This window comes from Bradyrhizobium sp. S3.2.6 (assembly GCF_040546885.1).
Classification (GTDB): Bacteria; Pseudomonadota; Alphaproteobacteria; order Rhizobiales; family Xanthobacteraceae; genus Bradyrhizobium; species Bradyrhizobium cytisi.
This window is the reverse complement of the sequence record NZ_JBEPOS010000023.1, coordinates 59,805-82,261: the sequence shown is the minus strand read 5'-3', so window position 1 is coordinate 82,261 and position 22,457 is coordinate 59,805. Positions and strand designations below refer to the sequence as shown.

The window sequence follows — 22,457 nt, the reverse complement described above, 5'->3', positions numbered from 1 at the left end:
AAGTCCAATATTCCCTACGGTAAGTCCAATAGTGCAGTCAGGATAGTTTTCTCGGGCGAGTCACCCGGACGAGGCAAGAAGCCGTTCAATAAAAACCTTGCTTTGATGAGGTACTTCCGCTGACACGGCTTCAGGCCAAGTGCTGACCGCAGCAGAAGGCGGCAGATTGACGCGACTGGACGGCGACCTCCAGCCGCCATGTGTGTCCAGTCGCCAGCAGGTGCGCGATTTCACGCGAACCTCTCAACCACCGTCGATACCCATTGAATCGGCGGGAACTTAGATGAATTCCGCCGCGTTGGCCGGAGAAAAGAAGAAGCGCACGAAGTTCGCTTCGAAGCGGTGAAGACCGGCCAATGAAAGCAGCCGGTCAAAGAAGGTCGGGAGCAACCGTAAGAAGGTCGAACGCCGGTTCAGACGCTGGGGGCAGGACAGCGCTAAGGGAGGCCTTGACCAACCTTAGCGGCCGCCGCGGGACGCTCATCGCTCCAGTGATGCTTACGGCCAGTCGTTCCAGATATAGGAGGACTGAATGCAGCAGCGCCATCAGGAAAGCGAGCGACCACGTCGACTTTTCGCGTCGATTGCGAACAGGGCATCGCAAGCGGCCGGCCGTGCATCGGCCTTTATTCTGGCCTGCACGGTGATTGTCATCTGGGCTGTTACAGGGCCTCTGTTTCGATTCTCCGACACTTGGCAGCTGGTCATCAATACCGGAACGACCATCGTGACGTTTCTGATGGTCTTCCTGATCCAGAACTCACAGAACCGGGACAGCGCAGCCATCCAGGTGAAGCTAGATGAACTTATCCGAACAGGCGCCGTCCAGAATTCATTCGTCGGAATCGAGCATTTAACCGCGGACGAACTCGAGGATCTGCGCAAGCGTTGCGAGGAACGCGCGAAGGCTGTCGCCACGAACAGACAGGTCGAGCGGAGAACCGAGAGAGTACGTAAGGCGCACCGTGGCGCGACGGGTTAGTGTACGGTTCGCCTCGTCGTCGGTTTGTGGAGCGGGTATTCCTTGGACTTCGCGCGCCACTTGCTCGGCGTGTTTTTAGCCTTGTTCGGGCGTAGGAGGACAAGGTTATGCGACGGCGCAAGCCGAGAACACCGTTAAGCAAGCGGCCGCCCGAATTCACGCTGCTTTCACGCGGAAAGACGCGTGCGGTCAAGAAGCAGAGAGCTCTCATCGTCGGGATTAAGACCGCCGATCCAGACTTGGTAGATTAGCCGCGGGACCTCGCCATTCATCCGCGTCTCTCGTGTCCGGCCCTCGAAACGATGAGCTGGGCAGTTACAAGCAGCAATCACTCTTCTGGCTTGTATGTCGCGATTCTTGCGCGCGCCGTCCCAAAGCTCGACTTCATGGAATACCGGGTCAACCGGGAAACAAAAGTGGTCCTGCCGTCAAATCAGGAGAAACGGTTGGTTCTAGCTCGACAACGAACCAGAAGAACCCGCCGGTTCAGATGCAGGACTCTTCAAACGTCAAGGGCCTGCCGGGCAATATGAGAAGAACGAGGCCGCCTGGCGACGGTAAGCTTCTTGCTTCCCCGGCATTCAGGAACAACGCGAAACCGTTCCGGTTCTCCCACATCAAAGCAGTCCAACTGGGAATCAGATCGCGATGTCCCCGACCGTATCCGACTTCATCATCCAGCGCCTGACGCAATGGGGTGTGCGCCACGTCTTCGGCTATCCGGGGGACGGCATCAACGGCGTGTTCGGTGCGCTCAACCGTGCCAATGGCAAAATCAATTTCGTCCAGGCGCGGCACGAGGAGATGGCCGCGTTCATGGCAACCGCTTACGCGAAATTCTCCGGCAAGCTCGGCGTTTGCATTGCGACCTCGGGCCCCGGCGCTTCGCATCTGATCACCGGCCTCTACGACGCACTGCTGGATCATCAGCCGGTGCTGGCAATCGTGGGACAGGCCCGCGACCCGCTCGGCGGCCACTACCAGCGGGAGCTCGATCTCGTCTCCATGTTCAAGGACGTTGCCGGCGCCTATGTCGCGCAGCCTCCTCGCCGGCCCAGGTTCGGCATTTGGTCGATCGCGCCGCGCGTATCGCGCTTGCGCGCAAGACGGTGACAGCGCTTGTCCTGCCGAACGACCTTTAGGAAGAAACCTATGCCGATCCTCCCCGCACTCACGGCACGCTGCGATCGAGCACAGGGTACTTGCCTCCCAGGATCATGCCGCATGACGAGGATCTCGATCGCGCCGCTGAAATTCTCAACTCTGGCACCAAGGTCGCGATGCTCATCGGCGCCGGCGCGCTGGCCGCAACCGACGATGTGATCGCCGTTGCCGACCGGCTGGGCGCCGGCTGCGCCAACGCGCTGCTGGCAAGGCAGCCCTGCCCGACGACCTGCCATGGGTGACCGGGTCGATCGGCCTGTTGGGTACCGAACCCAGCTACAAGATGATGATGGATTGCGACACGCTCCTGATGGTCGGCTCAGGCTTCCCTTACGCGGAATTCCTGCCGAAGGAAGGCAGTGCCCACGGCGTTCAGATCGATGTCGACGCCAGCATGCTCTCGATCCGTTTTCCCATGGAAGTCGGCCTCGTCGGAGACGCGGTAGAGACGCTGCGCGCCCTGCTGCCCCGGCTCCGTCAGAAGACCGACGATACTTGGCGCAAGGCCATCGAGGCGAACGTCCGGACCTGGTGGGAGATGCTGGAAGAGCGCGCCAAGCAGCCTGCCGCCCCCGTCAATCCGCAACGCGTGACCTGGGAGTTGTCGCCGCGACTTCCGGACCTCGCCGTTGTCACCAGCGATTCCGGCTCATGTGCCAACTGGTTTGCCCGCGATCTCAAGATGCGCCCCGGCATGAAGGCATCGCTGTCGGGCGGGCTGGCGTCGATGGGGGCAGCCGTTCCCTACGCGATAGCAGCAAAATATGCCCATCCGGACCGTCCGGTGATAGCCCTGGTCGGCGACGGCGCCATGCAGATGAATAACATGGCCGAGCTGATCACGGTCGCCAAATACTGGCGCGACTGGCAGGACCACCGCTGGATCGTCTGCATCTTCAACAATGAGGACCTCAACCAGGTGACCTGGGAGCAGCGGATCATCAACGGCGACCCAAAATTCGAGGCATCGCGGCGCATTCCCAACGTGTCCTATTCGCGCTTCGCCGAGCTGATCGGGCTGCGCGGCATCTATGTCGATCAACCCGAGCTTTTGGCCTCGGCCTGGGAGCAAGCGCTTGCGAGCGAGACGCCAGTGGTGCTGGAAGTGAAGACTGATCCGGAGGTCCCCCCTCTACCGCCGCATATTACGCTCCAGCAGGCGAAGAATTTTTCGATGGCCTTGATCAAGGGCGACCCGAACGAGGAAGGCGTAATTAAGGGCGCTGCCCGCCAGATGCTCGAGTCCATCCTGCCCGACAAGACGTAGGCAGACGACGCACCCTTGGCCGGGTGCCCACCCATTTGGAACAAACGCCTCCAGCTACGGTTGGTCGGCACAATCCAACGCGCCGCGCGCACGCGCGGCATGGCTTAAGAGGATGTGACGCATGAAACGCACCATGATCGTCCTGGGCTGCATTCTGCTGGCAGGCCCGGCGCTCGCTCAGTCGGTCGGCGAAAAGACCGGCGTGAACTCCATGCTCGGGGTCGCACCGACAACGGCCGATTTCGTCAAGGAGGTCGCGATCAGCGACGTGTTCGAGATCGAGTCCAACAAGCTCGCCGAGCAGAAGGGCAATGCGCAGGAGAAAACATTCGCGCAGCAGATGGTGACCGATCACACCAAGACCAGCAACGATCTGAAGGGACTCGTGACGAGCGGCAAGGTCAAGGCCGAGCTGCCGACGACGATCGACAGCTCCCACCAGAGCAAGCTTGACAAGCTCAGGGGTGCTTCGGGCAAGGATTTCAGCTCCGACTTCGACTCCTATCAGGTCAGCGCCCACAAGGACGCGGTATCGTTGTTTGAACGCTATGCCAAGGGGGGCGATAATGCCGATCTCAAGGACTGGGCCGGCAAGACGCTTCCCGCCCTCAGGCACCATCTCGAGATGGCCCAGGAGCTCGGCAAAGCCCCGAGCGTCGGCCAGTCCAGCAAGTAATAGTCTATCGAGACGACAACTTGGTGCCGGCGATCTGCCGGCATCTTTCTGCCGGTAGCACCCGCGCAAATTCCGCCCACGTTGACGGCGTGACACGTACAGAGATCCCTCATGAAGACCAGGCAACCATTCTCGCGGCGGACATGATCGGCGCAACCGGGGCCACTCTCACGCAGCCGTCGGACAGCATTGACGCGATGACATGTCTCGCCGAGATTGCCGTTGCGCACGGGGCCAGCATCAGCCAGGTCGCACTGAACTGGCTGTTGGCGCGCGATAGTCACACGATTCCCATCCCCGGCGCGACCAATCGCGCCGGGGCCAATCTCGATGCACTCGGTTGGCGCTGATGCGCGCCGCGCACGGACGGGCAGCCTGTCACCACCATTCGCAACACTCATCGCCGCACTGGCGCGGCTGGTTCAAGCCTGAGAACCGGCTGTCCAACCAGGTGGTCTTGCAAACCAATAAGGTCGCGCCGACAGAAACAAGCGCGACCTTTCTCGAATTTGCCAAATTCGATTAGGAATGAGCCGTCGATTACTTCTCTTTGATAACGGTCGTGCTGCTGCTACCAACCGTGCCTTCCTCGCAGACTTTGGTCTGCTTGATGCGGTCTTCAGCTTCCACGCGGCTCTTGAAGGCCATTGGACCGATCTGCGTCACGACTTCCTTGTCCGCCGGCCGTGTGGTGGTAATCGTGCATTGATGGCTCGGACCTTGTACGACGTAGTATTCATCGGCTAGTGCTGGGGCGGCGCATCCGATGATTAATGCGCCAGCGAGCAGAAGTGGTGCTTTCATTGTCGCCTCTCTATTCAAGTACCGCCGAACAAAGGACGAGCGCGATCACGAGAGATGCCGCGTGCCACTGCGCTACACGACCGCTCATCCTTCAATCCTTTCGGCGGTTCTGTAACGCGTCCGAGAGTTCAGAGTTCCCCGATTTCCGGAGCATGCAGGCCAGCACCAAATCTGCTGAGAGGTTGGTGCGACGATCTAAAATGGACTGCCTTCGTGTCCAAGCGCTGCGAGGCGGCGTGGGGACAAGAGCGCGATTGGGCGGGGCGGAGGTCGCCTTGCCGGACAGACGTAGAGATCGCGTTCCTGATTGTAGGCGAAGTCTTCGCGGGACAACGTCCCATCCTCGCGGGCCGATTTATCGAACACTAGAATATGCGGCTTGATCGCATGCTCGTTAATGAGCCGCCCCAGCATCTCGGCCAAACCATAAGCACTGTCGGCGCCCAGGCGCTCGGGAGAGAGCCGAGGCGCTTGTCGGTGCGTTCAATCATTGGGCGCGCCGCACCGACCGCGGCCTGTTGATAGTTCGCGTCGCCTCAACATCGATGATGATCGCGGCCTTCGGGTCGATCAGGTAATTGTCGGCGTAGGCAAATTAAGGCATGCCCTTTGTAACCGCCGGTCCATTGTGAGGCTGGATCCGACTTGGAGATAAACTTCGCCTCGCTCGCCGCGCCCCACGCAGCCTCATCTGGGATGTCGAGACAGGACGGATCGGCGCGTCCTGGCGATTGCCTCCCAGTCGACGTCGTCTGACCCAGCAGCAAAACTGTTTATTGGGATCGGCGGCAATCAAGCTGGCGTCGACCGCAAAAGCGGCCCCCTCGACCCACCCCTTCTGCCATGCAGCGCCGGGACCACGGTCGCGAACACCTTTCGTAGCAGATCGCAATCGCGGAAGCGGCCATTTACCCTCGGTCGCGGATAATTGGGGGCTTAGGCCGGTAGGTCAGATTCCCGCTCAATCGCTTAGAGGCTTGTTCACGCACGACTAGCTACGCAGCATGACCGATTTCGCCCGCGGCATCTGCATCGATATCGCTCCGCTTGAGCAGGTAGTCGAGGCCGCCGACGCGATACCAGCGATAACCATAAGCTTCGAGCAGCAGCGTATGCCGGCCGTGTTCAGTGGCGCGACTGTGATCTTCCGTCAATAAATTGACCAAAAGATTACCAGCCTTGCCGGGAAGACCGACCGCGAAGGAGACCTCGCGCGGCGCCTCGTCGAGATTGTGCACGAATAGTACCGAGTTGTTGCGCCAGTCGTAGCGGATCGCCAGCACGGCCGGGTCACGCGTCGCGATTATCTTGAAGTTGCCCCAGCCAACTTCCGGGACCTCCTTGCGCATCCGGATGATGCGCTCGGTCCAATTTAGCATCGAGTTGGGATCGCGCCGTTGCTTGGCCGCATTGACGTGTTCGTATCCGTAGGGCCCATTGTCGATCACGGGCGTGCATGGATGGTCACTTTCGGTGAAGCCGGCCTGCAGTTCGGTCGACCATTGCATAGGCGTGCGCGCGCAAGCTCGCTCGGGCAGATCGAGACTGTCGCCCATCGCGATTTCGTCGCCATAGCGAATGACCGGCGTTCCCGGCAGCGTGCACATCAGGCTGTAGGCGAGCTCGAGCCGCCGCCGGTCGCCCCCGAGCATCGGCGCAAGCCGCCGCCGGATACCGCGGTCGTAAAGCTGCATTGCTCGTCTCGGGAGCGAACGCCTTGAATACGGCCTCGCGTTGCGCCTGGGTCAGGCGACCGAGATCGAGTTCGTCATGGTTGCGCAGGAACAGGCCCCATTGGGCGGTCGCAGGCCGCGGCTTGGTCGCCGTCAGCGATTTCGCAAGCGGCCGGGAGTCCGCGGAGGCGAGCGCATAGAAGAGATGCTGGTTGACGTGAAAATTGAACATCATGTGCATCCGATCGCCGTCACGGCCGAAATATTCCATGTCAGTTTCCGGCAATACGTTGGCCTCGGCGAGGATGATGGCATTGCCCTGCCGCCATTGTAGGAATTCTCGAAAGGCGCGCAGCATGTCGTATTGCTCAATGGGCTTGCGCACCTTGGCGCCCTTGGTGGCGATCACGAACGGGACGGCGTCCATGCGAAAGCCGGAGACACCGAGCTGGATCCAGAAACCCATGATCTTGAGGATCTCGGCCTGCACATACGGGTTCGAGGTGTTAAGGTCGGGCTGGAAGTCGTAGAAGCGATGAAAATACCAGGCGCGGGCTTCGTTGTCGTGCGTCCACGTCGATTTCTGGACGCCGGGAAACACCATGCCCTTGTCGGCATTCGCGGGTTTTCTGTCGGACCATACGTACCAGTCGCGATAGGGCGAATCCTTGTGACGCCGCGCCTGACGAAACCATGAGTGCTGGTCGGACGTGTGATTGACGACGAGATCGATGATGACGCGAATGCCGCGCTGCCGGCAGCCGTGGGTAAATTCGACGAAGTCACCGAGCGTGCCGTAGCGCGGATCGACGCCGTAATAATCCGAGATATCGTAGCCGTCGTCCCGGCCGGGCGAGGGCTGGAACGGCATCAGCCAGATCGCTGTGATACCGAGCCCATGCAGATAATCCAGCCGCCGCAACAGCCCCTTGAAATCGCCGATGCCGTCGCCATTGGCATCCATATAGGTGCCGACGGAAAGGCAATAGAAAACGCCATTCTTGTACCAGAGGTCGTCGATCAAGTGCTGCCTCGTTGGTCCAGCCGGATGTCTTGGCGGCCACGTGACAATCAGTGGGCAGTCAATGGGTTCCGCGCGAACCAGTCCCGCTCCCGCGCAAGCTTTGAGGTCCAACAACCATCTTCGGGCGACGCATTATTTTCGAAGCGGGCTTCGTCACTGATGCACCTCACGGTTAGCAAAAACGGCCGCCGCGGGAAAACCAATGGCGGTGATGCCTTCGACGAGTTATGCGCAGATCTGGACAACGTGCAGCTGGAGAGGGGACCCAGGTGATCCGTACAAGGATAGCAGCGTCGCGAGATGTTCCGGATAGGACAGGAACTGGGGCGGCAATTTCGGCATTTTATCATCTTATAATAGGAGGAAATCACATGGACTGGAACCAAGTGGAAGGAAACTGGAAAGAGGTCAAAGGTAAGGTCAAGGAGAAATGGGCCAAGCTGACGGACGATGATCTGACCGAGATCAACGGCAAGCGCGATCAACTCGAAGGCAGCCTACAGAAGCGATACGGCTATGCAAAGGATCAAGCCCGCAAGGATGTTGATACTTGGATTTCGACATTGCCGTAAGGATGGTCTGAAATGTCCGCTCTGCGAGCCGCGCCGGGTTCGGTGTAGCGTCGCTTGAGCTATCGTGTGAGATGTCTGCCGCCGCGCTCTGCGCTCCAATTTTCAAAGCGAAGTCATGTCCGCTTAGTCGGCTGGACTTGGCGAAGCCCATTGACGAGGTTTGCCGCCGGAACATGGCACCCCATCGCGGAGGCCGAGGGTGGACAATCTTAACTTAACAAGAAAGGACCGTCCGACCCCAGCAAGATCAACATGAGTGAAGATTACGGGGCCAAGCACTGGACGACGACGCAACTGCAAAAGGCGATCGATAAGCTTGGAAACTCCGCCGTATCCGTCCGCAAGGAGCTTCTCCACGAAAAGAAAGAGGAGGAGCAACATGGCTGAGTCGCTCTACGGCGCACTGGCGAACTGCGAATGTGGCTGCGATCGAACTCCGGCCGCAGCCGACGGGTTGCGGCTATGCGGGATCGAAAGCTTGCGTGAGGCCAACCGGGTTGCTCGACCGGTTCATCGGCAGGTCTACCTCACGCCCAAACAGATTTGCATTTCCATCGAGACCCTGGCTGCGCTGCAACTCCTCAATCACAAGACATACGCCACCCACGCCGCCGGATTTTTCCAGCCCGACAGGAGAGACATGATCGTGCGCGAGGACGTCGGCCGCCACAACGCGCTCGACAAGCTTGCCGGTGCCCTCGCGGTGGAGGGAGTGTCGGGACGCGCTGGCGCCGTCACCCTCACGAGCCGGATATCGATGGAGATGGTGCAAAGGACCGCCGCGATCGGTGCCGGCGTCGCAATTTCGGCGCCTACCGGCTCGCAATACGGGCGGCTGCAACGGCATCACGCTGGTCCGCATCGCAAGCGGACGCGAATTCGAGATCTTCAGCCATTTCGCCGGAATTCTCTGATGATGTGCCGCACGAATATCTGGCCCGAAAGGGCGCAATCGCTGCCCTGGCGTCCGGCGGCGCCGCCACGATCGAATGGGCTGGCACGCCGGTCTGCCCACGGACTGAGCCTATGGCGCGGCCGTTCTCTTTGGCTCTAATCTGTCGGCAAAGGCCATCCACTCCGGGAGCGGCGCGCCGTCGCGGTGCCGACCGCCGGCAACTGCCGCGGCCCAAGCGCTCACAGCCCCGAGCAGTGTGGCCGCGGCCAAGGAGAACGCGAGAACGATCGTGCTGCGACGAGCATGAGCGATCGCCGTTTTCGAGCTCGCGAGCGCCTGATCGACCCGTCGCTCGGAGTCCCCGGCCGAAAGGCTCGTGAGCGCCTGGATCTGCTGGATCAGATAGGTCCGGTCATCACCATTCACACCGTTGTGGCTCGACGAGGTCATGAGAATCCGGCCTGCCTCGGCGCGTTCGGCACTGATATCGGCATTCGCAGATCGACGCGACGAGCGCAAGAGCCGATCGAGTTCGTAGCTCAGAAGCGGCTCGGCAACCGTATTGTTGGCCAATGTCGTTGGTGAAGATGCGCGATTGACCGGGGCTGCGCTAACAATGCCTGCCAGAACAGCGCCAAGCAGAACCGCGAGCGCCCATGCCGCCAGCCCATGAAGTCCGTCACGCATCTCGCCTTCCGCACTACTGGTCGCATCGATGTCGCCGCGAACTCGCCCCGCAATGTAGCCGCCCAGACCAAAACTGACGAGCGCCTGCAAGATCAAATAGAGGCCGGAGAGCAGCGACAGTGCAATAGACGCGTCTCGCCATGTTGGCGAGGTTGAGCTGACACCGAGACCGATGGCGACGCCAAAGGTCACAAGAGTAGAGTTGAATGCCGTCGCGACGAACGCGCCTAAGACGATGGGCGTCCATCGCAAATATTGCCCTTGATCGGGAATTGTCAGCGCTTCGTCTTCGATGAGCGTGGGAGCTTCGATGGTCATGATCGAAGTCCTCAGCGCAGACCGAAGAACGAAAGGATGGCCATTATCACGACGATCAGGCCGATCAGATAGATCACCTGGTTCATTTCAGTCCTCCAGTTCCGCTCCGGCCTGATAATTGCATTTGGTTCGGAAGGTTCCTGTCGGATGCTAATGATGCCACGCAACACGCCAGCGCTATCCGCTGCGATTGCCGTGCGTCATTGCTCCGACATTCGCCGAATAGGCTCTCGGCAGCTTATCGATTGGCTCGCCGACGCTCAAACGCGCCCGTTCGCCCATTCGTATGCTCAATGGCCGCTTAGCGCCAAGGGACTAAACCGCTCGCGCGGTAGGCCACTGCGGCGGGCGGTGGCGCACAAATCCCCATAGCCCACGCCGCGCCACCTACGTGCCAACTCCTGCGGTTTCCTCCCTTGGAGATTTGCGGACGCCGGCCCGGTGTGCGCAGCGCAACCTTCATGGAGCCGGAACTGTGTCGGTACCCGGGATGATAGGTCTTTCGCGGTTCAATGGCTGGCCTGTACAATCCTGCCGACGCTTCGCCGTCGCCCTTGCGGACGTCTGCGCACGGCTCAGGGCCGATGTGGGTCGCTACTCCTTCACCGTAAGGGACTTGCACCGTCTACTTCCCAGCGCCCTCCGAAAACCTGCACAGAAGCGGAAAAGGCGTTCGGCCGCCCTCGATTTGCCCCCATGAAACCATTGTCGCCGCGCTCAGTCGCAGTCCTGCTCGGCCGCCGTCATCTTTTGCTCGGACGGTGCGGGCTCGGCCGCACCAGCCGTCGCCTTCTTTGATTGTTCAGTGGGCGCGGGGCGGGTCTGCTCGACTGTGCCTGCCGTCCGATCCGGCGACTGTGCGGAGGGTGCAGGCTTGGTCGCCGTTGATTGCTCGGCAGCAGTGGGCTGGCCCTGCATCTGACGCTGCGCGTCTTCCGACGACGTTGCGGTATGCTCCGAGGCTTTGCCCATCGAAGATGTCGGCGGATGCTGCCTGGAATCAGTTGCTGTGGAACCAGTGGTTTGTCCGGTATAGCCAGGGACATTCCCTGATCCTGCATCGCGGCTCACCGTGTTGCAGGGACCGGCATAAGCGGAGTTGGCACCGAAGGCGAGCACCGCGCCCAAGATCATAAGTCTATTAGCGATCATAGCTCTTCTCCTTTGAGCTCTCTGGACGATTGAACAAAAATACAGGCCTTCCGTTCCGAGCGCGCGAGAGAGCAGCGCCAACATTGAAGAGTGGCGGAGTTGGCGAGCCTCAAGGGCAACTTCCGTCAGCGAGGCTGAATGGACACCGCGATCTCGATGCAGGTCTCTCGCCATGGGGTCATTGGAGCTGAGGTTGTCAGAGTCGATGTCAGCGACGATAGATTGGCGATCGGCGCTGCGACATGTTCTCCGAAGCTGGAACGCCCCGATAGCAGCCGAGTTAAGCCGACAAAACCCGCCAGAAAGGGAGACGAAGCCATGGCTCGCCGCGCTACCGGCCGGCGGCATCCCCAATCGTGATCAGGATCGACACGTCATGATCGCGGCGGTGCGCCAACATCACAAATCTGCGCACCAATTTCGCCGGCCCTCGACCGGCAACCAAATTGCTTGCCGTCACGGCAACTTCGGCTACAGGCCTATCAACAAATCGACGCTCAACGCCGGCTCTGCCTATGCCCATCGCGGTCGTCCGATCAAACGGCCAAGCTGCTCAATCGCGTCCGCAAAACGCGCGCAACGAAACCTTGCACGCACATCGTCAGCGACGAAATCCCCATAGCGTCTGACGCCCCACCTCGCCATAACTCCCGCGGTTTCCTCCCTTGGAGGTTTGCGTACGCCGGCCCCGGTGTGCGCCGAGCCACCGTCATGGGGCCGGCATCCGAAAACCTTCACAATTGCGACCAACGCCGGGAAGGATACGCGGTTCTGGAACGATTCCGCCTATGCCACTTTGAATCACGTGTTGCGTGGAGATCGTTCGTGGCGCTTCTCGGCTATCTCCGCGATGTGGTGAAGGAGATCACCCGCTCCGCCGGTCTTCGTGAAGGGTGTCGTTCACCTCTTTCCGCCACGGCAGGCTCACTGAGGAGCCGACAGCGATCTCACGGATGCTGAATTGCGAGCGGCCGGACGGCACCGGTCGTCGAGACAGCTCCCGACATACGCGAAGCGCACGCGCAAGCAGCATATTTCGAGCACGAAGAAGCGTCGCGAGGAGCGAACAAAGACAGCCGGTTTGTCGGAGCCGCTGACCGCGTGTCGGAATGGCATCTGGGGATCGTCCGACCGGAGCCGGGCGTTCGTCGCAAGACCATTGTGCTTCGTTCATTAGCCAACAGATGCGCTGCATTTGACGAACCTTGGCTCTGCGACACAAGGAACCACTGCCTCGGAAGCGTGTTCGGGGGGTGATGAACGCGCAGATCAACATTTTTGAAAAGCCAATCGAACGGATCAAGAAGACCTGCGATCTGATGGGTCGTGGTTCCGACTTCGAGCAAAGACTGCCGGAACTGGAGACTTACCTGGAAGGCCTCGTCGCGGACGGCGAGACCAGCGAGAACCGGCTAACCGTCGACGGCCTGACTTTTCTCAAGAGCAACATAAGATAGCCCGTCAGGAAATCTCGTCCGAAAGCTTCCATTCGGGCCTTGGCTTGCATCTTCCGACCTTGAGCTGAGCTCTGTATCGTCTTGCCGCGTCCAGGAGATCCTTCCTGACGTCGTCATCGGCGGCCTCGGCAGCGAGGGCTTCGGCTCGATCGGCTTGGTGCTCCAGAGCTTCCCGATTCACGGCTCGACCCGTTTAACGTGGTAGCCGTCTGGCAGGATTTGGCCACCTTCCTCGTCAGCCACCGGAACGTCGGTGACGAGCCCTTCTATCAGCGCCGCCTCCCACACTTCCTTTTCGGTCGGAAATGCAGCGCCGATTTGTCTGTCGCGTTCGAACAACGCGTACATCGGACCTCCTGGCTTGGCGGCGCAACTAGGCCGTCTCAGATTCGGGCGATATCAGCGCGCGGGTAGAGAACGGACCTTCAACCGATCTCGCGGCATCAGTTTTCAAGGGGTCCTGATTTTCGCACGAGAGGCGCGAGAGTTCTGTCCGGCAGCCTTTGGACAGAGCTGGAATCAGGCCGTGCCCACGGTGCCCGGCATCGTGTGATGTCCATGCAGCATTCCTTTCGTCGTTTCGCCATCCAGACCGAGCGACCATTCGTTCTGGGGTTTTCCCTGGGTTTCCAGTCTTCGACTAACCCGGTGCCATAAACTGACGTTCCAAAGAGGATACCAAGCGTCGCGCTCGGTCCCGGCCCGTCTTTCGGAACGAGGGGTAACGGACACCGTTGATCGTCCAGTCATGGCGAGAGGAACGGTTCAGAGATGACCAGGATACGGAAGATCAGGTTTCACCGTTTCGGTGACAACGAGGTACTCCAACTCGACGAAGTCGAGCAGTCGGGGCCGGACGCTCGCCAAATTCTGGTGGCTGTCCGCGCGGCAAGCGTGAACCCGGTCGACTTCAAGATCCGCTCCGGCAAATATCCCTCGGTGAAAGATGACCGGCTGCCTTATACCCCCGGCCGTGACGTCTCCGGCATCGTTCTGCAATGCGGGGCCCAGGTCGATCGCGTGCGCGTCGGCGATGAGGTGATCGGGATGGTCCCGGTCTGGGGCGGAGGCTATGCCGAGCAGGTCGTCCTCGAGGAGCGCGCCATCGCCATCAAACCCGCTGGTATTGACCATATCCACGCGGCTGCAATACCGCTGGCCGGACAGACGGCGCATCAGGGCCTGTTTAGACACGGCCAATTGCGGGCCGGAGAATCCGTCCTGATTCACGGCGGGTCCGGCGGCGTCGGCCATTTTGCCGTTCAGTTTGCCAAGGCAAGCGGGGCGCGTGTCCTGACCACGGTATCGACAGAACACGTCACGTTTGCCCGCTCCCTCGGGGCAGATGTCGTGATCGACTACAAGAACCAACGCTTTGAAGACGCCGCTTCTGACGTCGACCTGGTGTTCGACTTGATCGATGGCGAGACGCGCGAGCGATCCTGGGCCGTGCTGAAGCAAGGCGGACGGCTGATCTCCACCCTGACGGCACCGTCGCAGGATAGGGCTCGCGCCGCGGGCGTGAAGGCGATGCGATATACCGTCGAGCCCGACGGAGACGAACTGTCCGGGATTGGCGCGCTGATCGCGACTGGAAACGTCCGACCGCACGTCGAGAAAAGCTTTCCACTCGAGCAAGCGATGGTGGCACTTGCGTCGGTCGAGCGCGGGCATTCGGCGGGAAAGGTCGTGCTTGCGGTGTCCTGAGTTGAGTTGAAATTCCACATGCCACGCGTTCATATCGGCACGTCAGGTTGGCACTACGCATCTTGGCGGGGGCCTTTCTTTCCCAAGGAGCTGCCGATCAAGCAGCAGCTTTGCCACTACGCCAGCCAGTTTGATACGACCGAGCTCAATGGGGTGTTTTATCGGACGCCGACGCCGGAGGCCGTAAAAGGCTGGCGCGAGCAGACCGGCAAGGATTTTGTCTTCGCGTGGAAGGCTTCAAAGTTCATTACGCATTGGAAGCGATTGTCGGATCGGTCGGTGAACAGTCTTGAGCTACTTGAAGAGCGCCGTTCGCTGTTGGGGCAGAAAGCCGGCCCCATCCTCTTCCAGCTTCCACCGCAATTCGAGGCCGATGCAGATCGGCTCGCCTCCTTTCTTGAACTTCTGTCTCGCAAACGACGTTACAGCTTCGAGTTTCGGCATCCCAGCTGGTATCATCCGGGCATTCTGAAAATACTGAGGAAGGCAAACATCTCGCTTTGTCTTTCCGATCATCACGATGCACCAGCGCCTTGGAAGCGAACCGCGAATTTCGTCTACATTCGAGGCCACGGACCGAGCGGCCGCTATCACGGTCGTTACCCGCCGGCCATTCTGGAAGAATGGGCCAGACGCATCAGGTCCTGGAAGCGGCAGGGCTGCGACGTCTATGTCTATTTCGACAACGACCAGAAAAGCGCGGCGCCGGCCGATGCCAAACGGCTGAAGGAACTAGTCTAGGCATTTTCGGCTGACATTCGACGCATCACGGACCGCCAGACACAGACCCTGCGATGACCATGACGAGCTCCGACAGGTCGATCTTGCCGTTGACGACCAACTCGTCCGAGCCTTCCACTCTGAGAATCTGAGGGCTGTTTGCGGCCTGACGCTTCAGTTCACCGATGATTGCTTCCTTGAGCTTCTCTTCAAGCATCGTTTCCTCCTTCAACCGCCATGGCTGTCAGACCGCAGCGGCTTCGGCTTTCACCCGGACCGGGATCGATTTCGCGGCCGGCGTCTTGGCCTTTTCCTCATGGTGCCACAGCGGCAATAGCGGGTTGCATTCCGGAAAGTAGCTGGCGATGCAGCCTTCCGGGATATCGTAGGCAACGACGCGCAGGCCGCTCACCTGACGATCTACGCCGTCGTCAACCGCAGTCGCCAGCGTCACCGTCACTCCTTCTTTCAATCCCCATCTCTCGATGTCATTGCGATGCATAAGCACCACAAGCCGCGAGCCGTAGATGCCGCGGAAGCGGTCGTCATAATTATAAATCGTGGTGTTGAATTGGCCGTTGCTCCGCAGTGTGATCAGCTGCACCACGTCGCGTGCCTCCGGGGGCGTGTCGATGTCGGTCACGAGCGACGATGGGACGATGAAGTTGGCTTTCCCCGTTTTGGTTCTCCATGATCGTTGCCGGGCAGCGATCGGACGGTGAAAGCCGCCGGGCTTCCACATTCGCTCATTGAAGTCGTGGAAAATGTCCGGATACGTGGACGCGATGGCGTCGCGGATCCGGGCGTAGTCCGCAACCCAGGCGTCCCAGGAAATGGTCGTTCGGCCAGACACCGTGGCCTTGGCGAGCTCGGCAACGATCCTTGGCTCGGACAGAAGGTCAGGACTTGCGGGCCGGGCCTGTCCCCGTGAGCCATGCATGCAACCGGTGGAATCCTCGACGGCGACAGCTTGCTGGCCGGTTTCCTGCAGATCGATCTCGGTCCGCCCGAGACACGGCAAAATATAGGATACTTCGCCATGGGCGAGCGCCGACCGGTTCAGCTTGGTCAGGATCTGCACTGTGAGCCGAAGCTTGCGCCACGCTGGAACCACCAGGCGATGCTCCGGTACGGAGCGTACCAAATTGCCGCCGAGCTGGATCACGGCCCGAACCGATCCGTCGATGATACCCTTGCAGGCCTCCACCGTGGTGAGACCCTTCTTCTGCGGCACGTCGATGCCGAACAGCGCCTTGATCTTGTCAGCTGGCACCATCCCAGGCTTCTCGGTAATGCCCACCGTACGCTGGCCCTGGACGTTGGAATGGCCACGCACCGGGCAGATGCCGGCACCCGGGCGGCCGACATTGCCGCGCATCAGCGCGAGATTGACCATGGTTTGCACGGTCTCCACGCCCTTGCGATGTTGCGTCAGCCCCATTCCATAGATGAACATCACCGAATTTTTCTGCGCGTAGACGTGAGCAGCTGCCTCGAGCGCGCCCCGCGTCAAGCCGGATCTGTCCTCGATACCGGACCAACTGCACGCCTTGACGGCGGTCGACCAGTCGTCCCAGCCATGACTATGCTCTTTGATGAAGTCCCAATCGATGACTGAGCCACCCACAGGGCTGGCCTCCTCCAGCTGCAGCAACGCCTTGGCGATGCCCATCATCGCGGCGGTGTCGCCACCGGTCCTGACCTGATGATATTGCGAGCTGATCGGCGTCGCTGCGCCGCTGAGCATTTCGCCCGGCGCTTGCGGATTGGTGAACTCAACCAGCCCCCGCTCTCGCAAGGGATTGAAGGTGATGATCGGGACGTCCCGCTTCACCGCCTCTTGAAGCTGATGCAGCATCCGCGGGCTCGACGTACCGACATTCTGACCAAAGAAAAAGATGCAATCGGTCTTGGCGAAGTCATCCAGCGTGCAGGTTCCCACGGGAACGCCAATGCTCTCGGGAAGCGCCACCGATGAGGTCTCATGACACATGTTGGAGCTGTCAGGCAGGTTGTTGGTGCCATAGGCTCTGGCCAAAAGCCCATACATGAAGGACGTCTCGAGCGAGGCCCGTCCGGAGGTGTAGAATACGGCACTGTCGGGCGTGAGCTCGCGCAACTCCCGGCCGATCTCCGCAAAAGCCTCATTCCAGCTCACAGGCAAATACCTATCGCTTGCAGCGTCGAAGCGCATCGGGTGCGTCAATCGCCCGGCCGCCTCAAGCTGATGATCGTCCCACGAGTCCAGCTCGCTCACGGGATGATGATCGAAAAACCCGGGCGTCACCCGCTTCTGGGTGATCTCCCACGTCGTTGCTTTCGCACCGTTCTCGCAGAACTCGAAGACGCGCGGATCGGCGGGCTTCGCCCAGGCGCAACTCACGCAGGCAAAGCCATCGGGTTTGTTCTGCTTCAGAAGAACGCGCGAACCACTGAAAGGAACGTGAGAGCGTGCGAGGCTTCTGGCCAGCGACCTGACCGATCCCCATCCGCCCGCAGGCGCATCGTATCGCTCGACTTTCAGATTGGGGCTGAGTCTGCGTGACTTTGCCATTGACCGATTCCCAAAAAGCCCCTGCCCCTAAAGGGAGAAAACCGGGCGGCATCTTTCGTTCCAACGCATCGACCAGGGACCATCCAGCCAATCCCACCGACGCTCGTCGTCAAGGAACCATTCGGATAGCTCGGGCGTCACCACTTCACAGGAGGCTCATTTGCATCCCACGTCACTCGATCAGGACCGTGCCGCCCTCCCGCCTGCCATGGTGAATGCAGGCCGTCTCAATCATCGCCATGAGGCGTCCTCACGCCTCCTTGCGGAAGAGGCGCCGGTCGCCCTGATCTACAACGGAATATCACTGGCGGTCCTGATGGCGACGCCGGCGGACCTCACCGACCTGGCGGTCGGCTTCAGCCTGACCGAAGGCATCATCAGCGATCCTGCGGAAATTCGCGATACGGAGATCATCTGCCATCCCGAAGGCACCGAGTTACGGGCGTGGCTGACGACCGGGCGCGGGCGCGAACTTATGGAGCGGCGGCGACAACTCGTCGGGCCGACGGGGTGCGGCCTTTGCGGCATTGAAAGCCTGCAGTCCGCGACAAGAGTGCTGCCGTCCGTGCCGCGCGGCATATCGCTTCGCCCGCCCCAGATCGCAGCCGCGGTGCAAGCGATGGTCGACGCGCAGGAGCTCAATCGCAGGACACGAGCCACCCACGCAGCCGGCCTCTATCTGCCGCAAGAACGAACGATTTTGGTGAGAGAGGACGTCGGTCGCCATAATGCGCTCGACAAGTTGGCTGGCGCACTGGCCGTGCGCGGCATATCCGGGTGCGACGGCGCCCTCGTTCTGACCAGCCGCCTCTCGGTCGAGCTCGTTCAGAAGGCTGCCATGATGGGTGCGGGACTTCTGATCGCGGTCTCCGCGCCAACGGCTCTCGCCGTCCGAACGGCCGAGGCCTGCGGCATAACGGTTATCGGAATCGCGCGAGGCCATGAATACGACGTCTTCAGTCATTCCGGTCGCATCCTGCCGGCCTAGAAAATGCTACTGGCTCGCCCTGGTCATGAATGACCCCAATCGGATTTTCCGCCGGTCACCGACCATCCCAGCAGTATTTCGTGATTGGAACCCGGCGTTCTGCAGATGGTTTTAGCCGCATCGCAACGAGGACATTCAACATGGCAAGTTCCGCAGACCGCGATCCTCGTCATCATACGCAGAAGATGCAGAAGGCGCTCGAGGAAATTCGAACCCATCTCCGCAAGGACATCCAGAAGGTCGACGAGCCTTAGCTAAAGGCGATGTTCGAGACCGCGGCCGAAGTTCTGGGTGGCCTCGAAAAGCCGTTCAAAGACTATGAAAACAAAAACGAAAGCGCTTGGCAGTGATCAGTGTTCGTTCGGGCCGGTCGGTCTGCGCCAGCCATGTTGGGAGAGCCGCGTAACGATCATCGTCTGAGTCAAGTGACCTGCGCGTGAAGGAATTTCTCCTGATGTCTTACGGACGTTTCGCCGCCATGATCGTGACTTCCACACTGATCATGTTCGGGCTCATGTACCTCAATACGTTCGCGATGGATCACATATGGTTCAGTCAAACGCGTGCCTGGATGGCGCTTCTAATGGGAGCCGTGATGGCCGCCGTGATGCTCAGCTTCATGTGGAGTATGTACAAGAACCGCACCGCAAACATCTCCATTTTGATTGGATGCATTGCTGTGTTTGCCGTCTCGCTATGGCTGGTCCGCAGTCAAGAGACGGTGACCGATGTTTTCTACATGAAGGCCATGATCCCGCATCATTCAATTGCCGTGCTCACGAGCGAACGGGCTCACATCAGAGACCCTCGTGTCCGCAAGCTGGCGGATGGCATTATTGAAGCGCAGGTTAGGGAGATCGGGGAAATGGAGAACCTGATCGCCGATCTTGAAGCCAGGCCGACGCCAGCCGACGCCAAAGACTTGGCGCCGAGGCCGCCAAAGTAAATTTGCTCCAATCCCCATCACATCGCCGTCCGCCACCGCTCGAGAACGCACTCGGTCGTCGTGACCTCAATCTGCAAGCTAAAGCGCTGGCTGTAGACACCGAGCAACGCATCGTGACTTTGGTTCGAGGAGCTGCAGAGCGCATCCGTGACGAGTATGACGCGGTAGCCATAGTCCACGGCAGCCAGGACGGTCGCCAGAACGCACACGTCCGTTTCGCCGCCGGAAACAATCAGCGCATCGACGTTGTGCTCAACGAGATAGGCCCGCAGACTCCCATTTCCGAAGGCATTGTAACCGTGACGATCGACGACGACGGCAGGCGGCACAAATTTTACCAATGGCGGCACGAGGTCGAGCAGAGCGGGCGCGAGCTTCTCACGGGTGACGCTTTCCCATTTCTCATAATAAGCTCGCCAAACGCCGCACGCCTCCTCCTTGGTACGCGGCGGAATGAAGCGGGTGAAGACGGTGCGCGGTGAATCGTGCTCGACAAGACGTACGACCTGGGGCAACGCGCGCTCGAGCCAAGGCGTGGCCCAGGGAGCGCCCGGTTCAAACAATCGTTGCATGTCGATGCAAAGATGCACGACGTTTGCACCGGGAGAGGCAAGCAACTCACCCACGACTACCTGATGATCTTGTCGAGCGTGATGGGAAAATCCCGTACGCGCTTCCCCGTCGCGCTGAAGATCGCATTTGCAACAGCGGCTGCGGTTCCGACGATACCGATCTCGCCAAGTCCCTTCACGCCCAACGGACTGACCTTCTCATCCTGCTCGTCCACAAAGATGACCTCGATGTCGGCGATGTCGGCATGTGCCGGAACATGATATTCCGCCAAACTATGGTTCATGATTTTGCCCAGGCGGTGGTCGGTCATGGCCTCCTCGTGAAGCGCCATACCGATGCCCATCACCACGCCACCCAGGATCTGGCTGCGGGCCGTCTTAGGGTTGATGATCTTGCCCGCGGCCACGGCACAGACGATTTTGGGAATTCGAACGATACCGATGTCTCTATCCACCCTCACTTCGGCAAACACTGCGGAGTGGGTGTAGCTGACGTACTTGCGCATCTGCAACAGCTTCGGAGCGGCCTTCCCGCTCCCCCTGATCTCGTCGAGATCCGAAGCATGCATCACCTCAGGAAGAGACAATCCGCGATCCGGATCGGTCCGAAGGGCGATACGACCGCTAAGAAACACCACTTCATCGAACGAGGCTGCTGTCAACGGAGAGTTGGCCATCTTCCTGGCATGCTTGAAAAGTGTCTGCTTTATCGCCTCGCATGCGGCAAGGACCGCCGACCCGTTCGATGCGGCGGTCCATGACCCTCCTTCCACGGGAGAGGCTGGCAGCGAGGAATCCCCGATCATGGGCGTGACATCCTCGACCGGCAGGCCGAGTGCGTCGGCACCGATCTGAGCGAGGATCGTCCAGGTGCCGGTCCCGATGTCGGAGGCGGCGGTCGATACCTGAAGGCGTCCATCCGGCGTCAACTTCGCCTCGGCTGATGCCTTCATGAGAAAGGCCTCCCACATGCCGGTCGCCATCCCGAGCCCGACCAACTCATGGCCGTCCCGCACCGCGCCCGGCTCGGTGGAACGCCGTTCCCATCCAATTCTTGCCGCTCCTTGGTGATAGCAGGCGCTGAGTGCCTTTGACGTGAATTGCTTGCCCGTGTTCTCGTCGAGCGTCGCGAAATTGCGCTTGCGAAACTCCAGCGGATCGATGCCCGCCTCATGAGCGAGCTCGTCGACGGCACATTCAAAAGCAGTCACACCGACAGCCGCTCCCGGTGCCCGCATGTCGCACGGCGTCGCAGTATTCAGCTTGGCGAGGCCGTAGCTCAGCTTGACGTTGTCGCAATGGTACATCATGCCCGACCAGTTCACGATGCTTTCCTGGTAGTCCTCGTAATGCGAGGTGGCGGCAACGGCGCCGTGAATGATCGAGGTCAGGCGCCCTTCGTTGTCTGCCGCCAGGGAGATGGCGTGGCGGGTCTCGGGCCTGTAGCCGATGTAGAACATCTGCGAGCGGGTGAGAACCACCCTCACGGACCGCTTGAGCTCGAGGCTCGCCATGACGGCAAAGAACAGCTGTTGCTGCGGCCGCAGCGCAGATCCGAAGGCGCCGCCGACATAGTGATTGATGACCCGCACATTCTTGGTTTTCAAGCCGAAAACGGATGCGACATAGCCCTGACTGTTCTGAGAACCCTGCGTTTTCTCGTAGATCGTGAGCTTGTCCTTGCCTTCGTAGACGCAAGTCGTCGCAAACAACTCCATCGAATTGTGGTGCTCTGCGCGAATCCTGTAGTCTGCGGCAATGCGATGGCGGGCGCGCTCGAAAGCATCTTCCGGCTTGCCACGGGGCTCTGGCGATGGCGGGATGCCTGATCTCTTTTCCGGGGGCTCGTAAGCCTCGGATCGCTTGATCTCCAGCTCGGTGCAATGCTGCTCGACCTCGTAGGCGGCCGTCACCAGCGAGGCGGCATCCCGGGCTGCCTCCAAAGTCTCCGCCACGACGAGAGCAATAGGCTGGCCAGCGAACAGGATGCGGTCGGAATGCAGGGGCCGAAATGGATGGCCAGGCGGCGCGACTTCATCCTTCCAATTGCGGTCGAGCCACGCACCGCTTCCACGATTCTCGTGCGTGAAGATTTCGACGACGCCCGGCACAGACAAGGCGCGCTCGGTCTCAAGGCTCACGACGCGGCCGGCAGCGACAGTCGCCGAAACGATGACGCCATGAAGAAGACCAGACGCCTCATATTCGGCGGCATAGCGAGCCGCGCCGGTGACCTTGAGCCGCCCGTCGACCCGGTTGGTCGGGTTGCCGATGTGGTGAATGTTTGCCGTTTCCACGA

19 protein-coding genes and 4 pseudogenes are annotated in these 22,457 nt (G+C 60.3%); 13 read left to right on the top strand and 10 right to left on the bottom strand.

Features of this window, described 5'->3' with window-relative positions; all coding sequences use genetic code 11:
- Positions 1-532: 532 nt before the first annotated feature.
- From ABID58_RS30375 to ABID58_RS30355, 5 genes and pseudogenes are all read left to right on the top strand, one after another.
- Positions 533-982: a low affinity iron permease family protein gene (locus ABID58_RS30375; RefSeq protein ID WP_148753404.1), complete on the top strand. Its 450-nt coding sequence runs from the start codon at positions 533-535 to the stop codon at positions 980-982.
- Positions 983-1,630: 648 nt separating this feature from the next.
- A pseudogene (locus ABID58_RS30370) lies at positions 1,631-3,413 on the top strand (thiamine pyrophosphate-requiring protein).
- Between the two features lie 121 nt (positions 3,414-3,534).
- Positions 3,535-4,089 carry a DUF4142 domain-containing protein gene (locus ABID58_RS30365; protein ID WP_354036516.1) on the top strand — a complete coding sequence of 185 codons (555 nt, stop codon included), beginning with the start codon at positions 3,535-3,537 and terminating at the stop codon, positions 4,087-4,089.
- Between the two features lie 23 nt (positions 4,090-4,112).
- Positions 4,113-4,439 carry an aldo/keto reductase gene (locus ABID58_RS30360; protein ID WP_246230081.1) on the top strand — a complete coding sequence of 109 codons (327 nt, stop codon included), beginning with the start codon at positions 4,113-4,115 and terminating at the stop codon, positions 4,437-4,439.
- Positions 4,430-4,615 (top strand): hypothetical protein, encoded by a 186-nt coding sequence (locus ABID58_RS30355; protein WP_354036514.1) that lies wholly within the window; start codon positions 4,430-4,432, stop codon positions 4,613-4,615. The genes ABID58_RS30360 and ABID58_RS30355 overlap by 10 nt, the downstream gene beginning before the upstream one ends.
- A 14-nt stretch (positions 4,616-4,629) precedes the next feature.
- On the opposite strand, the gene ABID58_RS30350 is transcribed toward ABID58_RS30355, so the two are convergent.
- The 3 genes and pseudogenes from ABID58_RS30350 to ABID58_RS30340 all read right to left on the bottom strand — a co-directional run bounded on the left by ABID58_RS30350 (position 4,630) and on the right by ABID58_RS30340 (position 7,590).
- Entirely contained in the window at positions 4,630-4,893 is a 264-nt protein-coding gene (locus ABID58_RS30350) for a hypothetical protein (RefSeq protein WP_187435099.1), read from the bottom strand.
- A gap of 267 nt (positions 4,894-5,160) precedes the next feature.
- Positions 5,161-5,802, bottom strand: a pseudogene (locus tag ABID58_RS30345) (transposase); the annotation flags it as partial.
- A gap of 86 nt (positions 5,803-5,888) precedes the next feature.
- Positions 5,889-7,590 (bottom strand): annotated as a pseudogene (locus ABID58_RS30340) (alpha-amylase family protein).
- 371 nt (positions 7,591-7,961) lie between these two features.
- Here ABID58_RS30340 and ABID58_RS30335 point away from each other — a divergent pair.
- From ABID58_RS30335 to ABID58_RS30325, 3 genes and pseudogenes are all read left to right on the top strand, one after another.
- Entirely contained in the window at positions 7,962-8,162 is a 201-nt protein-coding gene (locus tag ABID58_RS30335) for a CsbD family protein (RefSeq protein WP_148753408.1), read from the top strand.
- A 228-nt stretch (positions 8,163-8,390) separates the two neighbouring features.
- Positions 8,391-8,549: pseudogene (locus ABID58_RS30330) on the top strand (DUF3606 domain-containing protein); the annotation flags it as partial.
- Positions 8,542-9,216 carry a formate dehydrogenase accessory sulfurtransferase FdhD gene (locus tag ABID58_RS30325; protein ID WP_148753410.1) on the top strand — a complete coding sequence of 225 codons (675 nt, stop codon included), beginning with the start codon at positions 8,542-8,544 and terminating at the stop codon, positions 9,214-9,216. The pseudogene ABID58_RS30330 and the gene ABID58_RS30325, both read left to right, overlap by 8 nt.
- On the opposite strand, the gene ABID58_RS30320 is transcribed toward ABID58_RS30325, so the two are convergent.
- Both ABID58_RS30320 and ABID58_RS30315 read right to left on the bottom strand, forming a co-directional pair.
- On the bottom strand, positions 9,187-10,062 hold the full coding sequence (locus ABID58_RS30320; protein ID WP_354036513.1) for a hypothetical protein: 876 nt from the start codon (positions 10,060-10,062) through the stop codon (positions 9,187-9,189). The two genes, ABID58_RS30325 and ABID58_RS30320, sit on opposite strands and share 30 nt — an antisense overlap.
- 717 nt (positions 10,063-10,779) lie before the next feature.
- Entirely contained in the window at positions 10,780-11,034 is a 255-nt protein-coding gene (locus ABID58_RS30315) for a hypothetical protein (RefSeq protein WP_354036512.1), read from the bottom strand.
- 1,436 nt (positions 11,035-12,470) lie between these two features.
- On the opposite strand from ABID58_RS30315, the gene ABID58_RS30310 reads away from it, so the two are divergent.
- Complete coding sequence (locus ABID58_RS30310; RefSeq protein ID WP_354036510.1) at positions 12,471-12,671, top strand: hypothetical protein; 201 nt, start codon at positions 12,471-12,473, stop codon at positions 12,669-12,671.
- Positions 12,672-12,848: 177 nt separating this feature from the next.
- On the opposite strand, the gene ABID58_RS30305 is transcribed toward ABID58_RS30310, so the two are convergent.
- The gene (locus ABID58_RS30305; protein ID WP_187434985.1) at positions 12,849-13,019 is read right to left on the bottom strand and encodes a hypothetical protein; all 171 of its coding nucleotides are present in this window, start codon (positions 13,017-13,019) and stop codon (positions 12,849-12,851) included.
- 423 nt (positions 13,020-13,442) lie between these two features.
- Here ABID58_RS30305 and ABID58_RS30300 point away from each other — a divergent pair, with 423 nt between their 5' ends.
- Positions 13,443-14,378, top strand: coding sequence for an NADP-dependent oxidoreductase (locus ABID58_RS30300; protein ID WP_354036508.1), 936 nt, complete (start codon positions 13,443-13,445; stop codon positions 14,376-14,378).
- A gap of 18 nt (positions 14,379-14,396) precedes the next feature.
- The gene (locus ABID58_RS30295; protein ID WP_354036507.1) at positions 14,397-15,119 is read left to right on the top strand and encodes a DUF72 domain-containing protein; all 723 of its coding nucleotides are present in this window, start codon (positions 14,397-14,399) and stop codon (positions 15,117-15,119) included.
- 25 nt (positions 15,120-15,144) lie between these two features.
- On the opposite strand, the gene ABID58_RS30290 is transcribed toward ABID58_RS30295, so the two are convergent.
- Together ABID58_RS30290 and ABID58_RS30285 are read right to left on the bottom strand one after the other, a co-directional pair.
- Positions 15,145-15,315: a hypothetical protein gene (locus tag ABID58_RS30290; RefSeq protein WP_187434986.1), complete on the bottom strand. Its 171-nt coding sequence runs from the start codon at positions 15,313-15,315 to the stop codon at positions 15,145-15,147.
- A gap of 27 nt (positions 15,316-15,342) precedes the next feature.
- Complete coding sequence (locus ABID58_RS30285) at positions 15,343-17,652, bottom strand: FdhF/YdeP family oxidoreductase (protein ID WP_354036506.1); 2,310 nt, start codon at positions 17,650-17,652, stop codon at positions 15,343-15,345.
- A 160-nt stretch (positions 17,653-17,812) separates the two neighbouring features.
- Between ABID58_RS30285 and fdhD the strand changes: the two genes are divergently transcribed.
- On the top strand, positions 17,813-18,640 hold the full coding sequence (gene fdhD / locus ABID58_RS30280; RefSeq protein WP_354036504.1) for a formate dehydrogenase accessory sulfurtransferase FdhD: 828 nt from the start codon (positions 17,813-17,815) through the stop codon (positions 18,638-18,640).
- Positions 18,641-19,094: 454 nt separating this feature from the next.
- Complete coding sequence (locus tag ABID58_RS30275) at positions 19,095-19,586, top strand: DUF305 domain-containing protein (RefSeq protein WP_354036570.1); 492 nt, start codon at positions 19,095-19,097, stop codon at positions 19,584-19,586.
- Positions 19,587-19,603: 17 nt separating this feature from the next.
- Here the strand turns inward: ABID58_RS30275 and ABID58_RS30270 are convergent, their stop codons facing one another.
- Together ABID58_RS30270 and ABID58_RS30265 are read right to left on the bottom strand one after the other, a co-directional pair.
- The gene (locus ABID58_RS30270) at positions 19,604-20,212 is read right to left on the bottom strand and encodes a cysteine hydrolase family protein (RefSeq protein ID WP_354036502.1); all 609 of its coding nucleotides are present in this window, start codon (positions 20,210-20,212) and stop codon (positions 19,604-19,606) included.
- A gap of 2 nt (positions 20,213-20,214) precedes the next feature.
- Complete coding sequence (locus tag ABID58_RS30265) at positions 20,215-22,455, bottom strand: xanthine dehydrogenase family protein molybdopterin-binding subunit (RefSeq protein ID WP_354036500.1); 2,241 nt, start codon at positions 22,453-22,455, stop codon at positions 20,215-20,217.
- Between the last annotated feature and the right edge of the window lie 2 nt (positions 22,456-22,457).